This is a genomic window from Streptomyces cahuitamycinicus (genome assembly GCF_002891435.1).
GTDB lineage: Bacteria > Actinomycetota > Actinomycetes > Streptomycetales > Streptomycetaceae > Streptomyces > Streptomyces cahuitamycinicus.
In genome coordinates this window covers 1-20,070 of record NZ_POUC01000119.1, presented here as the reverse complement: position 1 = coordinate 20,070, position 20,070 = coordinate 1, and the positions used below count along the sequence as shown (strand labels likewise).

Below are 20,070 nucleotides of genomic sequence, written 5' to 3'. Positions count from 1 at the left end.
GGGCAGTGATGGGGGCACTCCCCCTGCGAGGGGGCTGCGGGCGCCCCCGCGGCACGCCGTAAGGTTGGGTGGTCAAGCGAGGGCACGTCGGAAGGAGGCGCTGGGTGATCGAGCTCGAGGGAGTTCCCGAGCTGGTCGACCCGGTCATGGTGGCCGCGTTCGAGGGCTGGAACGACGCCGGCGACGCCGCCTCCACCGCGGTCGCGCATCTGGACAGGGAATGGAAGGGCGAGGTGTTCGCGGCGCTGGACGCCGAGGACTACTACGACTTCCAGGTCAACCGCCCCACGGTGTTCATGGAAGCGGGCGTCCGCAAGATCACCTGGCCCACGACCAGGCTGTCCGTGGTCCGGGTCGGCGGCGAGAAGCCGCGCGATCTGGTCCTCGTCCGGGGCATCGAACCGTCCATGCGGTGGCGCTCGTTCTGCAACGAACTTCTGGGCTTCGCGCACGAGCTGGGGGTGGAACTGGTGGTCGTCCTGGGCGCCCTGCTCGGCGACACCCCGCACACCCGTCCGGTTCCGATCAGCGGCACGACGTCCGACCCCGACCTGGCCAGCCGCATGGACCTGGAGGAGACCAAGTACGAGGGCCCCACGGGCATCGTCGGCGTCCTCCAGGAGGCGTGCACGCACGCGGGTGTCCCGGCCGTCTCTCTGTGGGCGGCGGTGCCGCACTACGTGTCGCAGCCGCCGAACCCGAAGGCCACCCTGGCCCTGCTGAACCGCCTCGAGGACCTGATCGACGTGCGCATCCCGCTGGGCGAGCTGCCCGAGGACGCGCGTGCCTGGCAGGTCGGCGTGGACCAGCTGGCCGCCGAGGACAGCGAGGTCGCCGAGTACGTCCAGTCGCTGGAGGAGGCCCGGGACACCGCCGAGCTGCCGGAGGCGTCCGGCGACGCGATCGCCCGGGAGTTCGAGCGCTATCTGCGGCGCCACGACGGCGGCGGACCGCCCGCGGCCGGCGGTCACGCCACGGCGGACGGCAGCGAAAGCACGTCGTACCTGCGGGACAACCCCAGCGGCCGCACCCGCCCGCCGAAGCCGCCGAAGCCGGGCACGGAGGACGACGAGTCCTCGGAGGACTGAGGGCACCGCATGAACGCCGGAGGGGCGTCTCCCCGCCGGGAGACGCCCCTCCGGCGTCGCTTTGCGCTAGAGCGCCACGCCCAGCAGCGCGTCCACCGCCCGGGAGACCACCCCGGGGGCGCCGATGTCGGTGCCGCCGCTCTGCTCCTGCAGGGCGACCCAGCGGTCGACGGCGGTGAGCGCGGTCGGGGAGTCCAGGTCGTCGGCGAGGGCCTCGCGGATCTGGTCGACGAGCGCCTCCGCCGGCGGCCCGTCGGGCCGGGACACGGCGGCCCGCCAGCGGGCGAGCCGCGCGGCCGCGTCCTGGAGGGCCTGGTCGGTGTACTCCCAGTCGGCGCGGTAGTGGTGGGATAGGAGCGTGAGCCGGATCGCGGCCGGGTCGACGCCGTCGTGCCGGAGCCTGGAGACGAAGACCAGGTTGCCCTTGGACTTGGACATCTTCTCGCCGTCCAGGGCGACCATGCCCGCGTGCACGTAGGCCTTGGCCATGGGGAACTCGCCGGTGAGGGCCTGGGCGTGCGAGGCGCCCATCTCGTGGTGCGGGAAGGCCAGGTCGGAGCCGCCGCCCTGGATGTCGAAGCCCATGCCGAGGTGGTCGAGGGCGATGGCCACGCACTCGATGTGCCAGCCGGGCCGTCCGCGTCCGAGCGATCCGCCGTCCCAGCTGGGCTCGCCCTCACGGGCCGCCATCCACAGCATCGGGTCGAGGGGGTTCTTCTTGCCCGGCCGGTCCGGGTCGCCGCCGCGCTCGGCGGACAGCAGCCGCATCGCCGCCGCGTCGAGGTTCGAGACCTTGCCGAAGTGCGGGTCGGACTCGACGGAGAAGTACACGTCCCCGTCCAGTTCGTAGGCCGCGCCGGCGTCCCGGAGCCGCTCGACGAGCGGGACGATCCCGGGTATGGCCTCGACGGCGCCTATGTACTGCCGCGGCGGCAGCATCCGCAGGGCCGTCATGTCCTCGCGGAAGAGGGCCGTCTCCTTCTCGGCGAGCGCGGCCCAGTCGATGCCGTCGCGCTGCGCCCGCTCCAGGAGGGGGTCGTCGACGTCCGTGACGTTCTGGACGTAGTGAACCTGCCGCTTGGTGTCGAGCCACACGCGCTGCACGAGGTCGAACGCGTTGTAGGTCGCCGCGTGTCCCAGGTGCGTGGCGTCGTACGGGGTGATGCCACAGACGTAGAGACGGGCGACGGGACCGGGGGCGAGGGTGACGAGACCGCCGGTCGCGGTGTCGTGGATCCTCAGGTCGCGGCCCTGACCAGGCAGGGCGGGGACCTCGGAAGCGGGCCAGGCATGCATGCCCTGAGCCTAACCGGACTGAAGTTCCATATACGAATGGGAGCGGGCCACACGGCCGAGAAGGCGCTCTTGCGGTGATCCGGCGACTGTGCCGCTACACGGGTGGCCAGGGAATCGCCGGCCACTCACCGCTCGGCTCCGGGTGGGTTCCCGAGGCGAGCAGGGCGCCGACGCGGGCGCGGGTGGCGTCGATCTCAGCCGCGGTGATCAGCGGTTCCAGCCGCGCGGTGAGCGTCCCGCCCTCGGCCAGGCCCTTCCTGAGGCCTTCGAGGACGTCGGCGGCCTCCTGGGTGAGGGACTCCCCCGCCCACCCCCACAGCAGGGTGCGCAGCTTGTTCTCGGCGTTGAACGTGACGCCGTGGTCGATGCCGTACAGCCGTCCCTCACCGGTGGGCAGCAGGTGACCGCCCTTGCGGTCGGCGTTGTTGATGACCGCGTCCAGGACCGCGAGCCGCCGCAGCCGTTCGTCGTCGGCGTGCACGAGCAGCGCGGTGCGTCCCTCGCCGACCTCGGCGAAGCCGACCGCCTTCCAGCCCGGCTCGGGTTCCTCGCCGTCGACCAGGGCGAGCAGTTCCGCCCCGGGGGTCACCTCGACCCACAGCTGGCACATGCCCTCGCCGTAGGGGCCGTCGCGCAGCACGGTGGGCGGCACGAGGCCCCAGCCGGTCGCCTCGGAGACCTCGTACGCGGCGACTTCACGCTGGGCCAGTGTCCCGTCGGGGAAGTCCCACAGGGGCCGCTCCCCCGCGACCGGCTTGTAGATGCAGGCCGCGTCCTGTCCGTCGTGGGAAACCGTGCAGTACAGGGCCGCGTTGGAGGCCTCACGGATGCGTCCGCGCACGGTCAGTTCGCCCCGGGCGAGCAGCTCGGCGGCGTTCTCGGGAGGTGTCACGCTCCGCGGCGGTATCCGTTCTGGCGCGGACATACGTGTCCTTCCGGGTCGAGCGGGAGGCTGCACAGCGGGCACGGTGGCCGCCCGGCGTTGACGACGTCGAGAGCGCGCTTGGCGAAGGCCCTGGCCTGCGCGCCGGTGAGGCGGACCCGCAGCATCGGGGGCCCGTTCTCTTCGTCCTGGAGCAGCCGCTCCTCGGCCTCGGCGAGGTCCTCCTCGGATTCCGCGTCGAGCTCCACGAGCGCCTGCGCCTCGACGATCATGAGCTGCTCGTCGCCGTCCCAGGCGAGCGCCATGGTGCCGACCCGGAACTCCTCCTCGATGGGGGTGTCCAGCGGGGCGGTGTCGGTGTCCGACGGCGCGACGGCCGGGACGTGGGCGCTGCCGCCGCTACGGCGTACGACCTCGTCGAGCAGTTCGTCCATGCGCTCGGCGAGGGCGGCGACCTGGGTCTTCTCCAGGGCCACGCTGGTCACCCGGGAGCCCTCGGTGGCCTGGAGGAAGAACGAACGGCGTCCGGGCAGTCCGACCGTACCGGCCACGAAACGCTCCGGATGGTCGTAGAGGAACACCTGACGGGACACGTCCTGTCTCCATTGGAATCGTGGGAGCCGTGTGACCACGGCACTGCTGCGACCGCTTCACCCTACTGCGGCGAACGATCACGGTGCGCCCGCACCGCCCCCGACTTCGGCCTCTCCGGCCGGCGGTTCCGCGCGCGGCACGAGGGACGTCAAGTCGCCGGTCTCGCCGAGCCGGACGAGAAACGGCCGCAGTCGTGTGTAGCGGATCGCGGTGATGGAACACGGTTCGACGGAGATCCGCTGGAAGAGGTCCAGGTGAAGTCCGAGTGCGTCCGCGACGAGCGACTTGATGATGTCGCCGTGCGAGCACATGAGGTAGACGGCGTCGGCGCCGTGGTCGCGCTCCACGCGCGCGTTCCACTCGCGTACGGCTTCGGCGGCGCGCGTCTGCATGGCGCGCATGGACTCCCCTCCGGGGAACGCCGCGGCGGAGGGGTGCGCCTGTACGACCTCCATGAGGGGCTCGTCCGCGAGCTCGGCGAGCTTGCGTCCGGACCAGTCGCCGTAGTGGCACTCGCCGATGCGCTCGTCGGTGTGCGGGCTCAGTTCCGGCCGGGCGTCGAGCAGCGGCCGGATCGTTTCCCGGCAGCGCTGGAGCGGACTGGTGACGATTTCGGCGAGGGGCAGTTCGGCCAGCCGGCCGGGGAGCGCGGCGGCCTGTGCGGCGCCGCGCTCGTCGAGGGCGACACCGGGCGTCCAGCCGGCGAGCAGTCCCTCGGTGTTGGCGGTGGATCGTCCGTGCCTGACCAGGATGAGCGTGGGCATGCGGTCCAGCGTAGGCGCACGCGCGCGTGCGGTGTCGTTTCGAGTGACGGGAGACTCGCTTCGTGATCGTCGACTGTGCCATCTACCGCGAGGGACAGCGGACGGAAGGGCCCGAGGACCTCTCCGACGCCCTGGGTGAGGCCCGCACGGCGGGCGGGTTCGTGTGGATCGGGCTGCACGAGCCGACGGAGAGCGAGTTCGACCACGTGACCCGGGAGTTCGGGCTGCACCCGCTGGCCGTCGAGGACGCCCTCAAGGCCCACCAGCGGCCCAAGCTGGAGGTGTACGACGACTCGCTCTTCGTGGTGCTCAAGCCGGTGGCGTACGAGCCGCGGAGCGACACCGTCTCCTCCGGCGAGATCATGATCTTCCTGGGCGACTCCTTCGTGGTGACCGTCCGGCACGGCGAGGGCGCCCCGCTCAAGGCCGTGCGGCACCGGCTGGAGCATGAGCCGGACCTGCTCGGCAAAGGCCCCACGGCTGTGCTGTACGCCGTCGCCGACGCCGCCGTCGACCACTACCTGGACGTGGCGACCGAGTTGCAGACCGACCTGGAGGAGCTGGAGGCGGAGGTGTTCTCGCCGGACGGCGGGGGATCCCGGAACACGGCGTCCCGGATCTACGACTTCAAGCGGCAGGTCCTGGAGTTCCGCCGGGCGACCGGGCCGCTGGCCCCGCCGATGAGCCGCCTGGCGGGCACGGCGTCGTCCGGCGTGGCCGTGCCGTTCGTGGACGACCGGGCCCGGCCGTTCTTCCGCGACGTCAACGACCACCTCACGCGCGTGAACGAGTCCGTGGAGAACCTGGACCGGCTGGTGTCGGACATCCTCTCGGCGCATCTGGCGCAGATGAGCGTCCGGCAGAACGACGACATGCGCAAGATCTCCGCGTGGGCGGCCATGGCCGCGATCCCCACGATGCTGGCGGGGATCTACGGCATGAACTTCGAGCACATGCCCGAGCTGCGCTGGGTCTGGTCGTATCCGGCACTGCTCGTTCTGATGGCGGTCCTGGAGGTGATGGTCTTCCGGCTGTTCAAGCGCCGCGGGTGGTTGTGACCGGGCCGGCTCAGGCGAACTCGGGTTCCGCGGAGGCGGGGCCGCCGAGGGCGTTGCGGCGCTCGGGCGTCGTCAGCGACACCATCCGGCGCCAGCCGCCCATGCGTTCATAGGCGTACACCGCGTGGATGCCCGCCACGAGCACCGCCGACCTGGCCTTGGACCAGCCGAGGATGCGGCCCATGTGTGCCATCACGGCGAGGCTGACGTCCCGGTAGATCCGGATCTCGGCGAGCGCGCACTCGCGCAGGGTGCGCTGGATGGCCCGGCCGTGGCCCGCGTGGGCGAAGCGCAGCAGTTCCTCGTGGCAGTAGGCGAGGTGGTTGTCCTCGTCGTTGGAGATCTGCTTGACCGCGCGGCCGATGCCGGGATGGTCGGCGAAGTGCTTGCGGAGCAGGTCCATCTGCTCGGAGGCGCGCTGCTCGGTGACCCTGCTGTGCGAGAGGTAGGTGACGATGTCCTGGACCGTGAGCCGCTCGTCGCGGTTCAGCCGGGCGTGGGCGAGTCCGATGCCGTTCTTCTCCAGGAGCATGGTGTAGTCGGTCTCCGGCGGGACCGGGACGGGGTCGACGCCCCGCTTCTTCATCAGGGCGTTGAAGATCCGGCCGTGCTTGTCCTCGTCGGCGCCGTGCCGGCTGATCTTGGGGGCGAGTTCACGCTCGGCCTCGGGCACGAGTGCTGCGATGCGGGCGTTCTCCCAGCCGCCCTGGGTCTCGCCGCTCGCGGCGACGGAGCAGAACAGGGCGAAGGACTCGTCGTTGTCGAGGATCTCCTGGAACAGGCTCTTGGCCGAAAGCATCGTGGGCACCTCTCCCGCGCGCGTGGACGTTCTGCGGCATTCCGCAGGTTTCCGCGAAGAACGAGTCAAGTGCGGGGTGAAGAGCACTGCAACAGGTATGAGGGACAACTCCGCCGAATGGAGGACGCCGGAGGGAGGCGTGCCGGGCCCGGCGGGGGCGCTGTGCCGTAACCGACGGCGGGCCGGCGCGTTGTTCCGCGTGACGGCCGTGGCGGGGAAGACCCCCGAGCCCCCACCACGGCCGCTGAAACCTCTAGCTGGCTAGGCGAGTCCGGCCCGCTCCAGGGCCTCCGCGCCGGCCCTCAGGGACGCGAGCCGCTCGTCGAGCGTGAAGCCCGCCGGGGCGAGGGACAGGGTGGTGACCCCGGCCGCTGCATAGGCCTTCATCCGGTCCGCGATCCGGTCGACGGAACCGAGCAGGGTCGTCTTGTCGATCAGGTCGTGCGGCACGGCGGCCGCGGCGCCCTGCTTGTCGCCGGACAGGTACTTGCCCTGGATCTCGGCGGCTTCCCGCTCGTAGCCCATGCGCTGGGCGAGCTGGTTGTAGAAGTTCTGCTTGGGGCTGCCCATGCCGCCGACGTACAGCGCGGTGTAGGGGCGGAAGGTGTCGGCGAGCGTGGCCACGTCCTTGTCGTCGCCCACGGCGAGCGGCAGGGTCGGGCAGACGTCGAACCCGTCAAGGGTCTTGCCGGCCTTCTCGCGCCCGGCGCGCAGGTACTTGATGGTGGTGTCCTCGAGGTGCTCGGCGGACGGGAAGATCAGCAGGGCGCCGTCGGCGATCTCGCCGGTCTGTTCGAGGTTCTTCGGGCCGATCGCGGCGATGTACAGCGGGATGTGCTCGCGCTGCGGGTGCACGGTCAGCTTGATCGGCTTGCCCGGGCCGCCGGGCAGGGGCAGCGTCCAGTGCTGCCCCTCGTAGGACAGGCGCTCGCGGGTCATGGCCTTGCGGACGATCTCGACGTACTCACGCGTGCGTGCCAGCGGCTTGTCGAACTTGACGCCGTACCACCCCTCGGAGACCTGGGGACCGGAGACGCCGAGGCCGAGGCGGAAGCGTCCGCCGGAGAGGGAATCGAGGGTGGCTGCGGTCATGGCCGTCATCGCGGGCTGGCGGGCCGGGATCTGGAAGATGGCGGAGCCGACGTCGATGCGCTCGGTCTGGGCGGCGACCCAGCTCAGTACGGTGGCGGCGTCGGAGCCGTAGGCCTCGGCGGCCCAGCAGACGGCGTATCCGAGGCGGTCGGCCTCCTGGGCGACGGCCAGGTTGTCCGCGTCCATTCCGGCACCCCAGTAGCCGAGGTTGATACCGAGCTGCATGCCGAATCCCCTTACTGATCAGTAACGTGCCTTGCGGAGACCTTAGCGCGGGGGCAGGGGCGGGGTACATGACCACAGCCGGCCTGCCGTTTAGATGTGTGGACAGAAATCATGAACGCGACCCATTGACGCGTCCACGGCAAGTTCGTACCTTCACCTGGAAAGCGCTTTCCATCACCCGTCTTCCGCATGAACGGAGAGGCAAAAGATGAAGCGAGCACTCCCCCTGAGGCTTCACGCGGCCCTCGCCACGATGGCCCTCGCTGCCGCGACCGGCACGCTCGTGTCAATGCCCGAGGCCTCGGCGGCGACCGGCAGCGCCACCGGCTACGCGACACAGAACGGCGGGACCACCGGCGGCGCCGGAGGCCGGACGGTCCGGGCGACGACGGGAACGGCGATCCATCAGGCCCTCTGCGGCCGGGCGAGCACCAGCACCCCGATCACCATCGAGGTCACCGGGACCATCAACCACGCGAACACCAAGAAGGTCTCCGGCGCCGGCTGCGACACCGCCGACGGCGTGATCGAGCTCAAGAAGGTCAGCAACGTGACCCTCGTCGGAGTCGGCAGCGGCGCCCTCTTCGACCAACTGGGCATCCACATCCGCGAATCGAAGAACATCATCGTCCAGAACGTGACCGTCCGGAACGTCAAGAAGTCGGGCTCCCCCACGTCCAACGGCGGGGACGCCATCGGCATCGAGCGCAATGTCCGCAACGTCTGGATCGATCACACCACCCTGGAGGCGTCGGGCGGCGAGTCGGAGGGCTTCGACGGCCTGTTCGACCTCAAGGACAACACCCAGTACGTCACCCTGTCCTACAGCGTCCTGCGCAACTCCGGCCGCGGCGGCCTGGTCGGCAACAGCGAGAGCGACCGGTCGAACGGCTACATCACCTACCACCACAACCGGTACGAGAACATCGACTCCCGCGCCCCGCTGCTGCGCGGCGGCATCGCGCACCTCTACAACAACCACTACGTGCGCCTCAACGACTCCGGCATCAACTCCCGGGCCGGGGCCCGCGCCAAGGTGGACAACAACTACTTCGAGGACTCCAAGGACGTCCTGGGCACCTTCTACACCGACGCGGCCGGCTACTGGCAGGTCGGCGGCAACATCTTCGACAACGTCACCTGGTCCGCCCCGGGCAGCGAGAACCGTCCGGCCGGCCCCGACCCGAAATCAAACACCACGGTCTCCATCCCCTACTCCCACACTCTGGACGAGGCAGGCTGCGTGCCGGCCGTCGTGAGCCGGACGGCGGGCGCGAACAAGGGGCTTCAGGTGTCGGACGGCAGGTGCTGACCCAGCACGACGGGCCGCGGCCGGCTCGGGGCAACGGACCGGCCGCTCCCGTAAATCCGTCGTCCACAGGCACCCACACCGTAGGTTCTGGCCAGTAATCTCGGCGTTCATGGAGCAGAGGCATCTCGGCCGCACCGGCCTTCGTGTGTCCCGGATCGGGCTCGGCACCCTGACCTGGGGACGGGACACCGACGAGCACGACGCCGCGGACCTGATGAAGACGTTCTGGGAAGCGGGCGGGACCCTCGTCGACACCGCGGACGTGTACGGCGACGGCGAGGCCGAGTACCTGCTCGGCAGGCTCATGGACGGCCTGGTTCCGCGCCGTGACCTGATCGTCTCGACCAAGGCCGGCAGCGTGCCGGACCCCGAGCGCCGCTTCGACGGCTCCCGCGGCCATCTGCTCGGCGCACTGGACGGTTCGCTCTCCCGGCTCGGCACCGACTACGTCGACCTGTGGCATGTGCACGCGTTCGACCCGGCCACCCCACTGGAGGAGACCCTCCAGGCGCTCGACCTCGCGGTCTCCAGCGGGCGGGCCCGCTATGCCGCCGTCTCCAACTTCTGCGGCTGGCAGCTGGCCGGCGCCGCGACCTGGCAGCTGGCGGCGCCCGGAACCCGCACCCGGCTGGCCGGTACGCAGCTGGAGTACTCCCTGCTGCAGCGCGGTGTCGAGCGCGAGGTGCTGCCGGCCGCGCTCGAACTGGGCATAGGCCTGCTGCCGTCCTCGCCGCTCGGGCGCGGGGTGCTGACGGGCAAGTACCGGGGCGACACGATGCCGCCGGACTCGCGCGGCGCCTCGGAGCATCTCGCGCCGTTCGTCGCGCCGTACCTCGACGACACGGCGAGCCGCATCGTGGACGCCGTGGCGACCGCGGCCGACGGGCTCGCGGTGACGCCGCTCCAGGTGGCCCTTGCGTGGGTCCGCGACCGGCCCGGGGTGGCCGCGCCGATCGTCGGCGCGCGCAACGCGCAGCAGCTCACCGCGGCGTTGTCAGTGGAGACCCTTAGTCTTCCTGACGAGATCTGCCGGGCGCTCGACGATGTGTCGGCGCCTGTGCACCGCTATCCCGATCACGACTGGAGCACGCTGTGAGCACGGAGCCCGAGACCACGGAGGACGCCGAGCCGGGGCCGCCGGGCGCCGAGAGCACATCGGCCGGTGCGCCCGGCACCGGCGGTGGTGAGACCGGCACCGGGGAGACGGCCGGCACCGGGGGCGGTGACGCCGGAACCGAGGACGGGGCCGGAACCGAGGAGAGGGCCGGGGCCCAACGCGGTGACGCCGGGACTGGGCAGGGGGCCGGTGCGGAGAGCGCCGACACCGGCACCGGGCGGGCGGCCTCAGGGGAAGGAGCCCGGGCCGACACCGAAGGCGGTGACAGCGAAGGCGGTGACGCCGGAACCCCGCGGGTTTCCGAGGCCGAGGCCGAGTTGCGGGCCCAGCAAGCCGAGCGGGAGCGCATCGAGCAGCGCAAGGCCGAGAAGAAGGCGCCGATCGCGAGCGGCACCAAACTGAGCGGCAAGGCCGCCGATCTGCTGGCGGCCGTACGGGCCGTCGAAAGCGGAGAGAAGCCCGCAGCGACGGTGTTCGAAGAGCCACCCGCCGCCCCCCGTCGCTCCGCCCCCGAGCCGGAGCGGCGACCACGGCCCGTGGCACCCCGGCCCGTCTCCACGCCGACGGGCCCCACCCCGGAGGCGGTCCGGGCCGTGCGGCAGGTGCTCGGTGAGGGCGGTGCCCCGGAGGTGCTCGCGCCGCAGGCCGCCGCGGTTCTCGGCGAGGGCGCGGACGACCAGCTGCGCGCCGACCCCTGGCAGTTGCTGCGGATCGCCGGTGTGCGGCCCGAGCAGGCCGACGGTTTCGCCCGGGCCCTGCTCGGCGCCGAGTGCGGCCCGGACGACGAGCGGCGGGGCCGGGCCGTCACCGGCTGGCTCCTGGAGCAGGCGGCGCTGGCCGGGCACACCGTCCTGGAGATGCCCGCACTCCTCGCGGCCCTCTCCCAGCGGGGCGTGCCGGAGCCCGACAGCGCCGTACAGGGCGCGATCGCGGAGGGTGAGGCCCTGGTCTTCCAGGACGCCCTGGAGGGCGAGGCCACTACCCCTGCCCCGGCGGCTGAGGAAGGCGCGGAGGAGGACGAGGAGCGTCCGGTCCGTGTGCTGGTCGGGCTGGAGCGGTACGCACTGGCGGAGGAGAGCCTGGCCGACGGGCTGGCCCGGCTGGTCAACTCGGCGCCCAAGCAGGATGGTTCGGCCGAGGATTGGGAGCGGGCCGCCGCCGCTGCCCAGGGGTCGGCGGCGGAGCTGATCCGCGCGGTCGCCGGACAGGGCCTGGTGCTTCACACCGGCGGGGAGGCGTCCCTGGCCGAGCCTGCGGCCCTGCTGACCGCCGCCAGCTCTCTCGGCCTGCGGGTCTGGGCGGCCACGCACAACCCGATCGGTCGCAACCGTTTCGCGGCCCTGCTGCGGCGGTCCGGCCAGGCGGCGGACGTCCCCGGACAGGCCGGCGAGGCACCCGCCGCCTCCCCCGTCGCCACCGTCTCCGGGCTGCTCGCCGGCCTCGAAGGCCCCGGCCGTGACGCGGACGGAGCCCTCGATCTCGATCTGCTGGTCGTGCTCGACGCGCCCCAGCTGGATGTCGAGACGGCGGCTCTGCTGACCGAGTCGCTGCCGGACGGGGCACGGCTGGTACTGGCCGGCGATCCGGCGGTGCTGTGGTCCGCGGGGCCGGGGCGGGTGTTCGCGGATCTGCTCGCGGCGCGGATCTGCCCCCAGGTGGCCTCGCGGCGGCCGGATCCGGGGCCGCTGGGCGAGCTGGTGTCCGGTATCGGCGTCGGCGAGCTGAACCAGGTCGAGTCCCCCGGCAAGGAGGTCGTGATCGTGCCCGTGCGGGACGCGGCCGAGGCAGTGCGTCGGACGGTGCAGCTCGTCGTGGACTCGGTGCCGCGCGCGATCGGGGTACCGGCCGAGGAGACCCAGGTGATCACCCCCGGGCACGGCGGGGCCGTCGGGACGCGTGCGCTCAACACGGCGCTGAAGGAACGGCTCAATCCGGGCCCGGGCCGCTTCGGCGGCTTCGACCCCGGTGACCGGATCGTCCACTCCCCCGCCCCGGGGCGTGCGCTGCCGGGCCGGGTGGTGACGGCGGACGCCGAGGGGCTGCATCTGTCGTGCCAGGGCGAGGCCGTCGTCGTACCGAGGGAACGGGTGGAGCAGTCCGTGCGGCACGGGTGGGCGCTGACCGCGCACCAGGCCGTGGGAAGCCACTGGCCCGCGGTGGTCGTGGTGCTGCCCGGCGATGCGGCGCAGGCTCTCAGTCGGCCGTGGGTGTACACGGCGTTCGGGCGGGCCGACCGGCATCTGTCCGTGGTGCACGGCGTGGAGCAGGCACTCCCCCGGGCCGTGGCCGAAGTTCGGGCGAAGCCGCGGACGACACGGCTGCCGGTTCTGCTCGCGCCGCAGATCAGCGGCACGTGACGGGGGTGGTGGTCATGGGCACGGGCCCATGACCACCACCCCTGGGGTCGCCGTCGTGCGCGCTCAGCGGCGGTCCGCGTCCAGCGGCTCCAGGTCCTCGTCCTCGTCCAGGTCGCCGGCGAGCTCGTCCTCCAGTTCGTCCGTGTCCTCGTCATCGTCGTCGTCGATCTCGTCGTCGAAGACGGCGCTGACGTCGAAGCGGCAGACCACCTGCTGCGGGTCGACCTGCTCGAACGGTGCCTCCAGCCACTCGCCGGGCTCGGCCGGTTCGTCCGACGCCGTCACCCAGAGCGTGGAGTCGCCCTCCTCCAGCCCGAACTCCTTGTGCCGGGAGGCGATCTCGTCGGGCTCGAACTCGCCGAAGAGCAGCCCGAGCGCGCCGTGCACCGTCCCGGAGGCGGGGGTGCCGTCCTCGCCCTCCGCCGCCTCGATCCGCTGTGCCTGCACCAGCAGGCGCTGAGGCTCGGCGACGGCGTAGTCGCGGCGGATCAGTACGCTCAGCGCGTTCGGTTCCTCGGGGCCCGCGTACGGGGGCAGGGCGTCCTCCGCACCTGGGATCTCGAAGGGCGTGACCTCGTCGTAGCGGTCATAGAGCAGTTCGTCGTACACCTCTGCGGCCGCGGCGAGCTGGTTGAACGCCTCGTAGACCGCCGGGTCGTCCTCTCCCGACCTGCGTTCGACCGCGGCCAGGTGGCGGTCGAGCGCGGTCTTGACCGCCTCGGCGGCGGCGCGTACCTCGGCAGCGGTGGACTGCGCAGCATCAGACATAGTGCAGACGCTATCCGTACCTGGCCCCAGCCCGCACAATAGATGCGATGCCGGAATACGAATTTGTCGACGTGTACGTGCCTCGCGGGGTCTCCCGCAAGGAAACGGCACGTCTGCTGACCGACCACGCGGAGTACGGACACTGGGAGTTGTACCGTCTGAGCCTGCTGCGCGACGGCAGCCGCAGGGTGCGGTTGCGCCGGCGGATCATCCGCCAGGCGCGGGCCACGTGGTGAGCTGGGACGGAGCACGGGAAGAAGACGCATGACGGAGCGGGCCCGCATCGGCGGAGCCCGCTCCGTTCGCGAGGGGCGTCAGGCGGAGGCGCGAGCCTTGCGGTAGAGGATCGCGCCCGCGAGCAGCGCGCCCGCGCCGACCGGGAGTGCGAGGCCGAGCGGCAGATCGCTGCCGGTGCTGGCGAGCTGGGATTCGCCCTCGGGCTGGGTGACGAACTGGGCGCCGGGGTTGTTGACGTGCGAGGAGCCGCCCGGGGTCTCGCCACCGGTGGAGGGCGTGGTGCCCGGATTGCCGGAGTGACCGGGATCGCCGGGGTGACCAGGCTGTCCGGGCTCACCAGGAGTGCCGGGGTGACCGGGCTCACCCGGTTTTCCGGGGGTCCCCGCGTCGCCCGGGTCACCGGGGTTCCCCGGCTGGCCCGGCTCGTGGCCGCCGGGCGGGGTGCCGTGCTGTCCGCCGCCACCGTTGGAGCAGTCGTTGGCCGTGCTGGGGTTGCCGACGCCGATGACGTCGACGCTGTTGCCGCAGACGTTCACCGGTACGTGGACCGGCGCCTGGACGTGATTGCCCGAGCCGACGCCGGGCGAGTCGGTGGCGTGCCCGCCCGCGTGGGAGCCGCCCTCGCCGCCGTGTTCGCCGTATCCCCCCGCCGACGATCCACCGCCCTTGTTGGCGCACGAGTTGCCCACCGACGGGTTGAGCAGACCGACGATGTCGACCGTGTTCCCGCACACGTTGACCGGTGCGTGGACCGGCGCCTGCACCGAGTTCCCGGACAGCACGCCGGGCGAGCCCGACGCCGAGCCCTGAGCGCCCGAGGCGGCGTGAGCGGAGCCGCCCGCGGCGGCGATCACGCCGGTCGCGGCCGCCACGGTCATCAGACCCTTGCGGGTGACCTGTCGCATTTACTGAATACCTGCCTTCGACCGTGTCTCGAATTCTTCTCGAATTCCCGAAAGAAGCGTTCGGTCCCGGAGCGCATGGCACGCGCTCCGGGACCGATGGCTCTGGACTCCCCTCAGTGAGGGGGAAGCATCACTTGTTGATGCAGGTGTTGCCGAAGGCGGGGTTCAGCAGCCCGATCACGGAGACCGTGTTGCCGCAGACGTTCACCGGGACGTGAACGGGCACCTGGACAACGTTGCCGGACAGGACGCCCGGGGAGTGCACGGCGGCACCCTGAGCACCCGAGTCGGCGACGGCCAGGCCCGCGCCCGCGAGAACCAGCCCACCGGTGGCAGCCGCAGCAGCGACGACCTTCTTGATCATTATTCCTCCTAGTTGGCAAAGCGACCCATCTTGCGATCGCATTACCTGTAACGAGGAGGGAGTAATGAGGCTACTAGCTTATGGTCGCATTCACTCTTCCCAGTCGATTCCGTACGCGCGAGCGAATACCACCGTGCGCGGGGGCGGTTTCAGGACGCGTCGATGAAGCGGTCGAGCACCCGCACGCCGAACCGCAGGCCCTCCACCGGCACCCGCTCGTCCACGCCGTGGAACATGCCGGCGAAGTCCAGCTCCGGCGGCAGCTTCAGCGGCACGAAGCCGAACCCGCGGATGCCCAGGTCGTCGAAGGACTTCGCGTCCGTCCCGCCGGAGAGCATGTAGGGGATCGCCTTGGCGGTCGGGTCCTCGGCCAGCAGCGCGGACTGCATCGCCCCGACGAGCGCCCCGTCGAAGGTGGTCTCGACGGCCTTGTCGGCGTGGACGTCCTCGCGCCGCACCTTCGGGCCGAGGATCCGGTCGAGGTCGGTGAGGAACTCCTCCTCGTGTCCGGGCAGGAACCGACCGTCGATGTGGGCGGTCGCCTCGCCCGGGATGACGTTGACCTTGTAACCGGCACCGAGCTGCGTGGGGTTGGCCGTGTTGCTCAGGGTCGCGCCGATGAGCTTGGCGATGCCGCCGAGCTTCGCGAGGGTCGACTCCATGTCCTCCGGGTCGAGTTCGGTGCCGAACGCGTCACCGAGCTCGTCGAGGAAGGCGCGGGTGGTCTTGGTGACCCGCACCGGGAACTTGTGCCGCCCCAGCCGTGCGACGGCCTCCGACAGCTCGGTGATCGCGTTGTCCCGGTGGATCATCGACCCGTGCCCTGCCGTGCCGGCCACGGTGAGCTTCATCCAGTGCATGCCCTTCTCGGCCGTCTGGATGAGGTACAGCCGCCGCTGCTCGCTCACGGTGAAGGAGAATCCGCCCACCTCGCTGATCGCCTCGGTGACGCCCTCGAACAGGCCGGGGTGATTGCGCACGAGGTGCTTGGCGCCGTAGGTGCCACCGGCCTCTTCGTCGGCGAGGAACGCGAGGACGATGTCGCGCGGGGGCTTGCGCCCGCTGCGCAGCCGGTCGCGGACGACCGCGAGGGTCATCGCGTCCATGTCCTTCATGTCGACGGCCCCGCGGCCCCACACGCAGCCGTCGGCGACCTCGCCGGAGAAGGGGTGGTGGGTCCAGTCGTCGGCGTTGGCCGGCACGACGTCGGTGTGGCCGTGGATGAGGAGCGCGGGCCGGGAGGGGTCCTCGCCCTCGATGCGGGCCACCGTGGAGGCGCGGCCCGGGTGGGACTCGAAGATCTGCGGTTCGAGCCCGACCTCGGCGAGCTTCTCGGCGACGTACTCGGCCGCCTTCCGCTCACCGGGACCCGAGTGGTCGCCGTAGTTGCTGGTGTCGATCTGGATCAGCTCGCGGCAGAGGTCCACGACCTCGTCCTCGCCGGTGACGCTCCTGGCCGTGTCCGTCTCGCTCACGTGCTTCCTCCCGGTGTCACTGCTGGTGGGTCCCCCTCATCCTCCCTCTCCCCGGCCCGCACCCCAAGAGCGCTCCCGGCCCGTCACACGCCGTTCACGCCCGGCCGGGCGCCGACGGGGGGTGATCGGCCACCCCCGAGAGCCTGGTAATGTTTACGTCGTCGCCGCGGGGAGAACCCACGCGACAGACACCTTGTCCGGGTGGCGGAATGGCAGACGCGCTAGCTTGAGGTGCTAGTGCCCTTTATCGGGCGTGGGGGTTCAAGTCCCCCCTCGGACACATGAGGCTGAGGGCCGTGACCGCGAGGTCACGGCCCTTGTGCGTTGCCGCGGAGAGGTGACCATGACCAGGCGTTCCTGCCCCTGCGGGCTCCCCGAGACCTACGAGGCCTGCTGCGGCCGCTACCACTCCGGGGCCTCCGCCGCGCCCACCGCGGAGGCGCTGATGCGGTCGCGTTACTGCGCCTTCGTGAAGGGGGACGCCGGATACCTGCTGCGGACCTGGCATCCGAGGACGCGGCCCGGGACGCTGGAGCTGGATCCGGGGATGAAGTGGACCGGGCTGGAGATCCTGGGGACGACCGGCGGATCCGCGTTCCACAACACCGCGACCGTGGAGTTCCGGGCGTCGTACCGGGGTGGCTCGCTGCACGAGCGGAGCGGCTTCGAGCGGGTCGACGGGGCCTGGGTCTATGTCGACGGCGAGTTTCCGGCCTAGGGCCTGTCTGACAAATGATTACCCCGTGGACTCGCGGAGCCAGAGGATCAAGGAAGCCAGGACAACTCCGGCACGGTAGCGGTCGCCGAGCTTGTCGAACCGGGTCGCGATCGCGCGGAACTGCTTGAGGCGGGCGAAGCATCGTTCGACGACGTTGCGGTCGCGGTAGGTGACCTTGTCGAAGGCCGGCGGCCGGCCGCCGAGGGCTCCGCGTCGGTGGCGGTTCGCCGCCTGGTCGCGGCGCTCGGGGATCGTGGCAGCGATGCCCCGGCGCCTCAGCAGATGGCGGATGGCCCTGCTGGAATACGCCTTGTCACCCAGCACACGGTCCGGTGTCGTGCGCGGGCGGCCCGTGCCGAGGCGCGGGGTGCGGATGCCGTCGAGGACCTGGCCGAACGCCGTCGCGTCGTTGACGTTGCCGGGCGTGAGCACAATCGACAGGGGCAGGCCCCGGCCATCGACGGCGAGATGGACTTTGGTGGTCAGTCCGCCTCGGGAGCGGCCGAGGGCCTGGCGCGCCTGCGAGCGGCCCGGATCTTCCAGTGCGTCCCCGTTCACATCCCCTTTTTGCGGGCGCCGACTGCGTGCTGGTGGGCTCGGTTGATGGTGGAGTCGACGGAGACGGTCCATTCCACCCGGCCCACCGCGTCATCGCGGACCTGAACGTGCTCCAGCAACCGTGCCCAGGTGCCGTCCGCCTCCCAGCGGGCGAACCGCTCGTAGACGGTCTGCCACGGCCCGAACCGGTCGGGAAGATCCCGCCACGGAGCCCCGGTCCGCAGCCGCCACAGCACCCCGTTGACCACCTGCCGGTGATCACGCCACGGACGGCCCCGTCCGTCCACCTGAGGCAAAAGGGGCTCTATCCGCCTCCATGCCGCATCCGTCAACTCACCTCGACCTGCCACAAGATCAATTATCAGACCGGCTATAGAGTCCTGCCCGTGGCGAATCATCAGGACGAGACCAGGACGGCCTACGACGGTGTCGTCGAGCTGTACGCATCGCTGTTCGCAAACCGGCTGGAAACACAGCCTTTCTCCCGGGCCATGATCGGCACCTTCGCCGAACTGGTGCGCGCGACGGGCAACCTGCGGACAGCGGACGTCGGGTGCGGGCCCGGACATCTGACAGCCATGCTGCACGAACTCGGCCTGGACGCCTTCGGACTAGACCTTGCCCCCGGCATGGTCGACCACGCCCGGCAGGCCCATCCGGCGCTGCGCTTCCAAGAGGCGCGGATGGAATCCCTGCCGATCGAGGACGCCGCGCTCGGCGGCGTACTGGCCCACTACTCAATGATTCACACCCCTCCGGGGGAACTACCGGAGCTGCTCGCCGAACAGGTACGCGTCCTGGCACCGGACGGTCTGCTCCTGGTCTCCTTCTTCGGGACCGACGGACAAGAACCGGTCCGGTTCGACCACAAGGTGGCGCCCGCCTACAGCTGGCCGGTGGATCGCCTCGCCGAACTGCTGGGCGATGCTGGGCTCGATCCCTTCGCCCGGCTGCTCCACGATCCATCCTCTGATCGGGGCTTCCTCGACGCCCATCTACTGGCCCGCCGTTCGTAGCCACTGCCCAGTCCCCCCAGCCGATCGGCGCACCTCCGGATTGCCAGCTCAGCCGAATCTCGCTGATCAGACCGGAATTGTCAGACACCCCCTAGGGAGGGCAGGTCTCCCGCGGCCGCCGACATGCTCGAGGCGACCGCGGCGATCGCCGAGTAGATGCTACGGCGCCAGGATGTCGAGTTCCTGGAGGGCGCCGACCGTGATCTCGCGAGTCAGTTCCTCCGCGCGGCCGGCGTCGCCCGCGCGGACCGCTTCGGCGACCTGGACGTGCAGGGTGACGGCCGCCGGGTCGGGGTCCTCGAACATCACGTCGTGCTGGGTGCGGCCGGTCAGGACCTCGGCCACGACGTCACCGAGGCGGGCGAACATCTCGTTGCCGGAGGCCTCCAGGATGACGCGGTGGAAAGCCACGTCGTGCAGGAGGTAGCCCTCCAGTTTGTGACCGCGTGAGTGGGCGACCATGCCGAGGGCGCACTCGGTGAGTTCGGCGCACTGCTCGGACGTGGCGTGCCGGGCGGCCAGGCCGGCCGCGACGGGTTCGATTGCCGAGCGCAGCACCGTGAGGGACCGCAGCTGCCGGGGACGGTCGGCGCCGGCCAGACGCCAGCGGATGACCTGCGGGTCGTAGACGTTCCACTCGGACTTCGGGCGGACCGTCACGCCGACGCGGCGGCGTGACTCGACCAGGTACATGGACTCCAGGACGCGGACCGCCTCGCGCATCACGGAGCGGGACACGTCGAAACGCTGGGCGAGTTCGTCGGTGCGCAGGACGCTTCCCGGCGGATACTCACCCGCCGTGATCTCGGGGCCGAGGGTGTCCAGTACGTGGCCGTGCAGCCCCCGGCCCGCTGTGCTCATGCACTCAGCGTACGGGGTAGATCACGGAGACAAAAAGTCAGACTTATTCATGACGGCCCCTTGAATTCGTCGTACCTAATGGGTTTCAGTTGCGTCGACATCACGTGTCGACCTCGGACAGCAGACAGTGAGGCAGCGATGAACACCCCCCATGTCGTCGTGGTCATGGGCGTAGCGGGCACCGGCAAGACCACCATCGGTCCCCTGCTCGCGGCCCGGCTCGGCGTTCCGTACGCCGAGGGCGACGACTTCCACCCGCAGGCCAACATCGCCAAGATGTCGGCCGGTACCCCGCTCACCGACGAGGACCGCCTGCCCTGGCTCGACGCCATCGGCACGTGGGCGCACGGGCGGGCCGGGCACGGCGGAGTGGTCAGCTGCTCGGCACTGAAGCGGTCGTACCGCGACCGGCTGCGGGCCGCCGCGCCCGGCGTGGTCTTCGTGCACCTCACGGGTGACCGCGCGCTGGTCGAGGACCGGATGTCGCACCGGCAGGGGCACTTCATGCCCACGGCGCTGCTCGACTCCCAGTTCGCCACGCTCCAGCCCCTCGCGGCGGACGAGGCGGGGGTCGGGGTGGACG

19 protein-coding genes, 1 tRNA gene and 2 pseudogenes are annotated in these 20,070 nt (G+C 71.0%); 10 read left to right on the top strand and 12 right to left on the bottom strand.

Annotated elements, in window-relative coordinates; all coding sequences use genetic code 11:
- Positions 1-104: 104 nt before the first annotated feature.
- Positions 105-1,088: a PAC2 family protein gene (locus C1J00_RS18055; protein WP_102910107.1), complete on the top strand. Its 984-nt coding sequence runs from the start codon at positions 105-107 to the stop codon at positions 1,086-1,088.
- A 66-nt stretch (positions 1,089-1,154) separates the two neighbouring features.
- On the opposite strand, the gene mshC is transcribed toward C1J00_RS18055, so the two are convergent.
- The 4 genes from mshC to C1J00_RS18035 all read right to left on the bottom strand — a co-directional run bounded on the left by mshC (position 1,155) and on the right by C1J00_RS18035 (position 4,625).
- A complete protein-coding gene (gene mshC, locus C1J00_RS18050; RefSeq protein ID WP_102910106.1) occupies positions 1,155-2,384 on the bottom strand; it encodes a cysteine--1-D-myo-inosityl 2-amino-2-deoxy-alpha-D-glucopyranoside ligase in 1,230 nt (409 codons plus the stop codon).
- Positions 2,385-2,478: 94 nt separating this feature from the next.
- Positions 2,479-3,309: an SCO1664 family protein gene (locus tag C1J00_RS18045; RefSeq protein ID WP_180989590.1), complete on the bottom strand. Its 831-nt coding sequence runs from the start codon at positions 3,307-3,309 to the stop codon at positions 2,479-2,481.
- Positions 3,273-3,860, bottom strand: coding sequence for a DUF3090 domain-containing protein (locus C1J00_RS18040; protein WP_102910104.1), 588 nt, complete (start codon positions 3,858-3,860; stop codon positions 3,273-3,275). The genes C1J00_RS18045 and C1J00_RS18040 overlap by 37 nt, the downstream gene beginning before the upstream one ends.
- A 78-nt stretch (positions 3,861-3,938) precedes the next feature.
- Entirely contained in the window at positions 3,939-4,625 is a 687-nt protein-coding gene (locus tag C1J00_RS18035; RefSeq protein WP_102910103.1) for a histidine phosphatase family protein, read from the bottom strand.
- A gap of 62 nt (positions 4,626-4,687) precedes the next feature.
- On the opposite strand from C1J00_RS18035, the gene corA reads away from it, so the two are divergent.
- Positions 4,688-5,683 carry a magnesium/cobalt transporter CorA gene (gene corA / locus C1J00_RS18030; protein WP_102910102.1) on the top strand — a complete coding sequence of 332 codons (996 nt, stop codon included), beginning with the start codon at positions 4,688-4,690 and terminating at the stop codon, positions 5,681-5,683.
- Positions 5,684-5,693: 10 nt separating this feature from the next.
- On the opposite strand, the gene C1J00_RS18025 is transcribed toward corA, so the two are convergent.
- Together C1J00_RS18025 and C1J00_RS18020 are read right to left on the bottom strand one after the other, a co-directional pair.
- A complete protein-coding gene (locus tag C1J00_RS18025) occupies positions 5,694-6,482 on the bottom strand; it encodes a hypothetical protein (protein ID WP_102910101.1) in 789 nt (262 codons plus the stop codon).
- Positions 6,483-6,743: 261 nt separating this feature from the next.
- Positions 6,744-7,799 (bottom strand): LLM class F420-dependent oxidoreductase, encoded by a 1,056-nt coding sequence (locus C1J00_RS18020; protein WP_102910100.1) that lies wholly within the window; start codon positions 7,797-7,799, stop codon positions 6,744-6,746.
- Positions 7,800-8,007: 208 nt separating this feature from the next.
- Here C1J00_RS18020 and C1J00_RS18015 point away from each other — a divergent pair.
- The 3 genes and pseudogenes from C1J00_RS18015 to C1J00_RS18005 all read left to right on the top strand — a co-directional run.
- Positions 8,008-9,108 (top strand): annotated as a pseudogene (locus C1J00_RS18015) (pectate lyase family protein); the annotation flags it as partial.
- A gap of 112 nt (positions 9,109-9,220) precedes the next feature.
- Entirely contained in the window at positions 9,221-10,207 is a 987-nt protein-coding gene (locus tag C1J00_RS18010) for an aldo/keto reductase (protein WP_102910098.1), read from the top strand.
- Positions 10,204-12,585 carry a helix-hairpin-helix domain-containing protein gene (locus C1J00_RS18005; RefSeq protein ID WP_102910097.1) on the top strand — a complete coding sequence of 794 codons (2,382 nt, stop codon included), beginning with the start codon at positions 10,204-10,206 and terminating at the stop codon, positions 12,583-12,585. The genes C1J00_RS18010 and C1J00_RS18005 overlap by 4 nt, the downstream gene beginning before the upstream one ends.
- 63 nt (positions 12,586-12,648) lie before the next feature.
- Here the strand turns inward: C1J00_RS18005 and C1J00_RS18000 are convergent, their stop codons facing one another.
- Positions 12,649-13,353 carry a hypothetical protein gene (locus C1J00_RS18000; RefSeq protein ID WP_102910096.1) on the bottom strand — a complete coding sequence of 235 codons (705 nt, stop codon included), beginning with the start codon at positions 13,351-13,353 and terminating at the stop codon, positions 12,649-12,651.
- Positions 13,354-13,400: 47 nt separating this feature from the next.
- Here C1J00_RS18000 and C1J00_RS17995 point away from each other — a divergent pair, with 47 nt between their 5' ends.
- Entirely contained in the window at positions 13,401-13,589 is a 189-nt protein-coding gene (locus C1J00_RS17995; protein ID WP_033311872.1) for a DUF5703 family protein, read from the top strand.
- A 78-nt stretch (positions 13,590-13,667) separates the two neighbouring features.
- On the opposite strand, the gene C1J00_RS17990 is transcribed toward C1J00_RS17995, so the two are convergent.
- The 3 genes from C1J00_RS17990 to C1J00_RS17980 all read right to left on the bottom strand — a co-directional run bounded on the left by C1J00_RS17990 (position 13,668) and on the right by C1J00_RS17980 (position 16,334).
- The gene (locus C1J00_RS17990) at positions 13,668-14,495 is read right to left on the bottom strand and encodes a chaplin family protein (protein ID WP_102910095.1); all 828 of its coding nucleotides are present in this window, start codon (positions 14,493-14,495) and stop codon (positions 13,668-13,670) included.
- Between the two features lie 130 nt (positions 14,496-14,625).
- Entirely contained in the window at positions 14,626-14,859 is a 234-nt protein-coding gene (gene chpH, locus C1J00_RS17985; protein ID WP_030608446.1) for a chaplin ChpH, read from the bottom strand.
- Positions 14,860-15,008: 149 nt separating this feature from the next.
- Positions 15,009-16,334 (bottom strand): M20/M25/M40 family metallo-hydrolase, encoded by a 1,326-nt coding sequence (locus tag C1J00_RS17980; RefSeq protein WP_102910094.1) that lies wholly within the window; start codon positions 16,332-16,334, stop codon positions 15,009-15,011.
- A 195-nt stretch (positions 16,335-16,529) separates the two neighbouring features.
- Between C1J00_RS17980 and C1J00_RS17975 the strand changes: the two genes are divergently transcribed.
- Both C1J00_RS17975 and C1J00_RS17970 read left to right on the top strand, forming a co-directional pair.
- A tRNA-Leu gene (locus tag C1J00_RS17975) sits at positions 16,530-16,614 on the top strand.
- Positions 16,615-16,677: 63 nt separating this feature from the next.
- Entirely contained in the window at positions 16,678-17,052 is a 375-nt protein-coding gene (locus tag C1J00_RS17970; protein WP_102910093.1) for a YchJ family protein, read from the top strand.
- On the opposite strand, the pseudogene C1J00_RS17965 reads toward C1J00_RS17970, so the two are convergent.
- A pseudogene (locus C1J00_RS17965) lies at positions 17,049-17,960 on the bottom strand (IS5 family transposase). The gene C1J00_RS17970 and the pseudogene C1J00_RS17965 overlap by 4 nt on opposite strands.
- A gap of 36 nt (positions 17,961-17,996) precedes the next feature.
- On the opposite strand from C1J00_RS17965, the gene C1J00_RS17960 reads away from it, so the two are divergent.
- Positions 17,997-18,626, top strand: coding sequence for a class I SAM-dependent methyltransferase (locus C1J00_RS17960; RefSeq protein WP_053125938.1), 630 nt, complete (start codon positions 17,997-17,999; stop codon positions 18,624-18,626).
- A gap of 159 nt (positions 18,627-18,785) precedes the next feature.
- On the opposite strand, the gene C1J00_RS17955 is transcribed toward C1J00_RS17960, so the two are convergent.
- Positions 18,786-19,487, bottom strand: a complete 702-nt coding sequence (locus C1J00_RS17955) for a FadR/GntR family transcriptional regulator (protein ID WP_102910092.1) — start codon at positions 19,485-19,487, stop codon at positions 18,786-18,788.
- 138 nt (positions 19,488-19,625) lie between these two features.
- Between C1J00_RS17955 and C1J00_RS17950 the strand changes: the two genes are divergently transcribed.
- Positions 19,626-20,070 (top strand): gluconokinase (locus C1J00_RS17950; protein ID WP_102910091.1); only part of this gene is annotated, 445 nt, incomplete at its 3' end.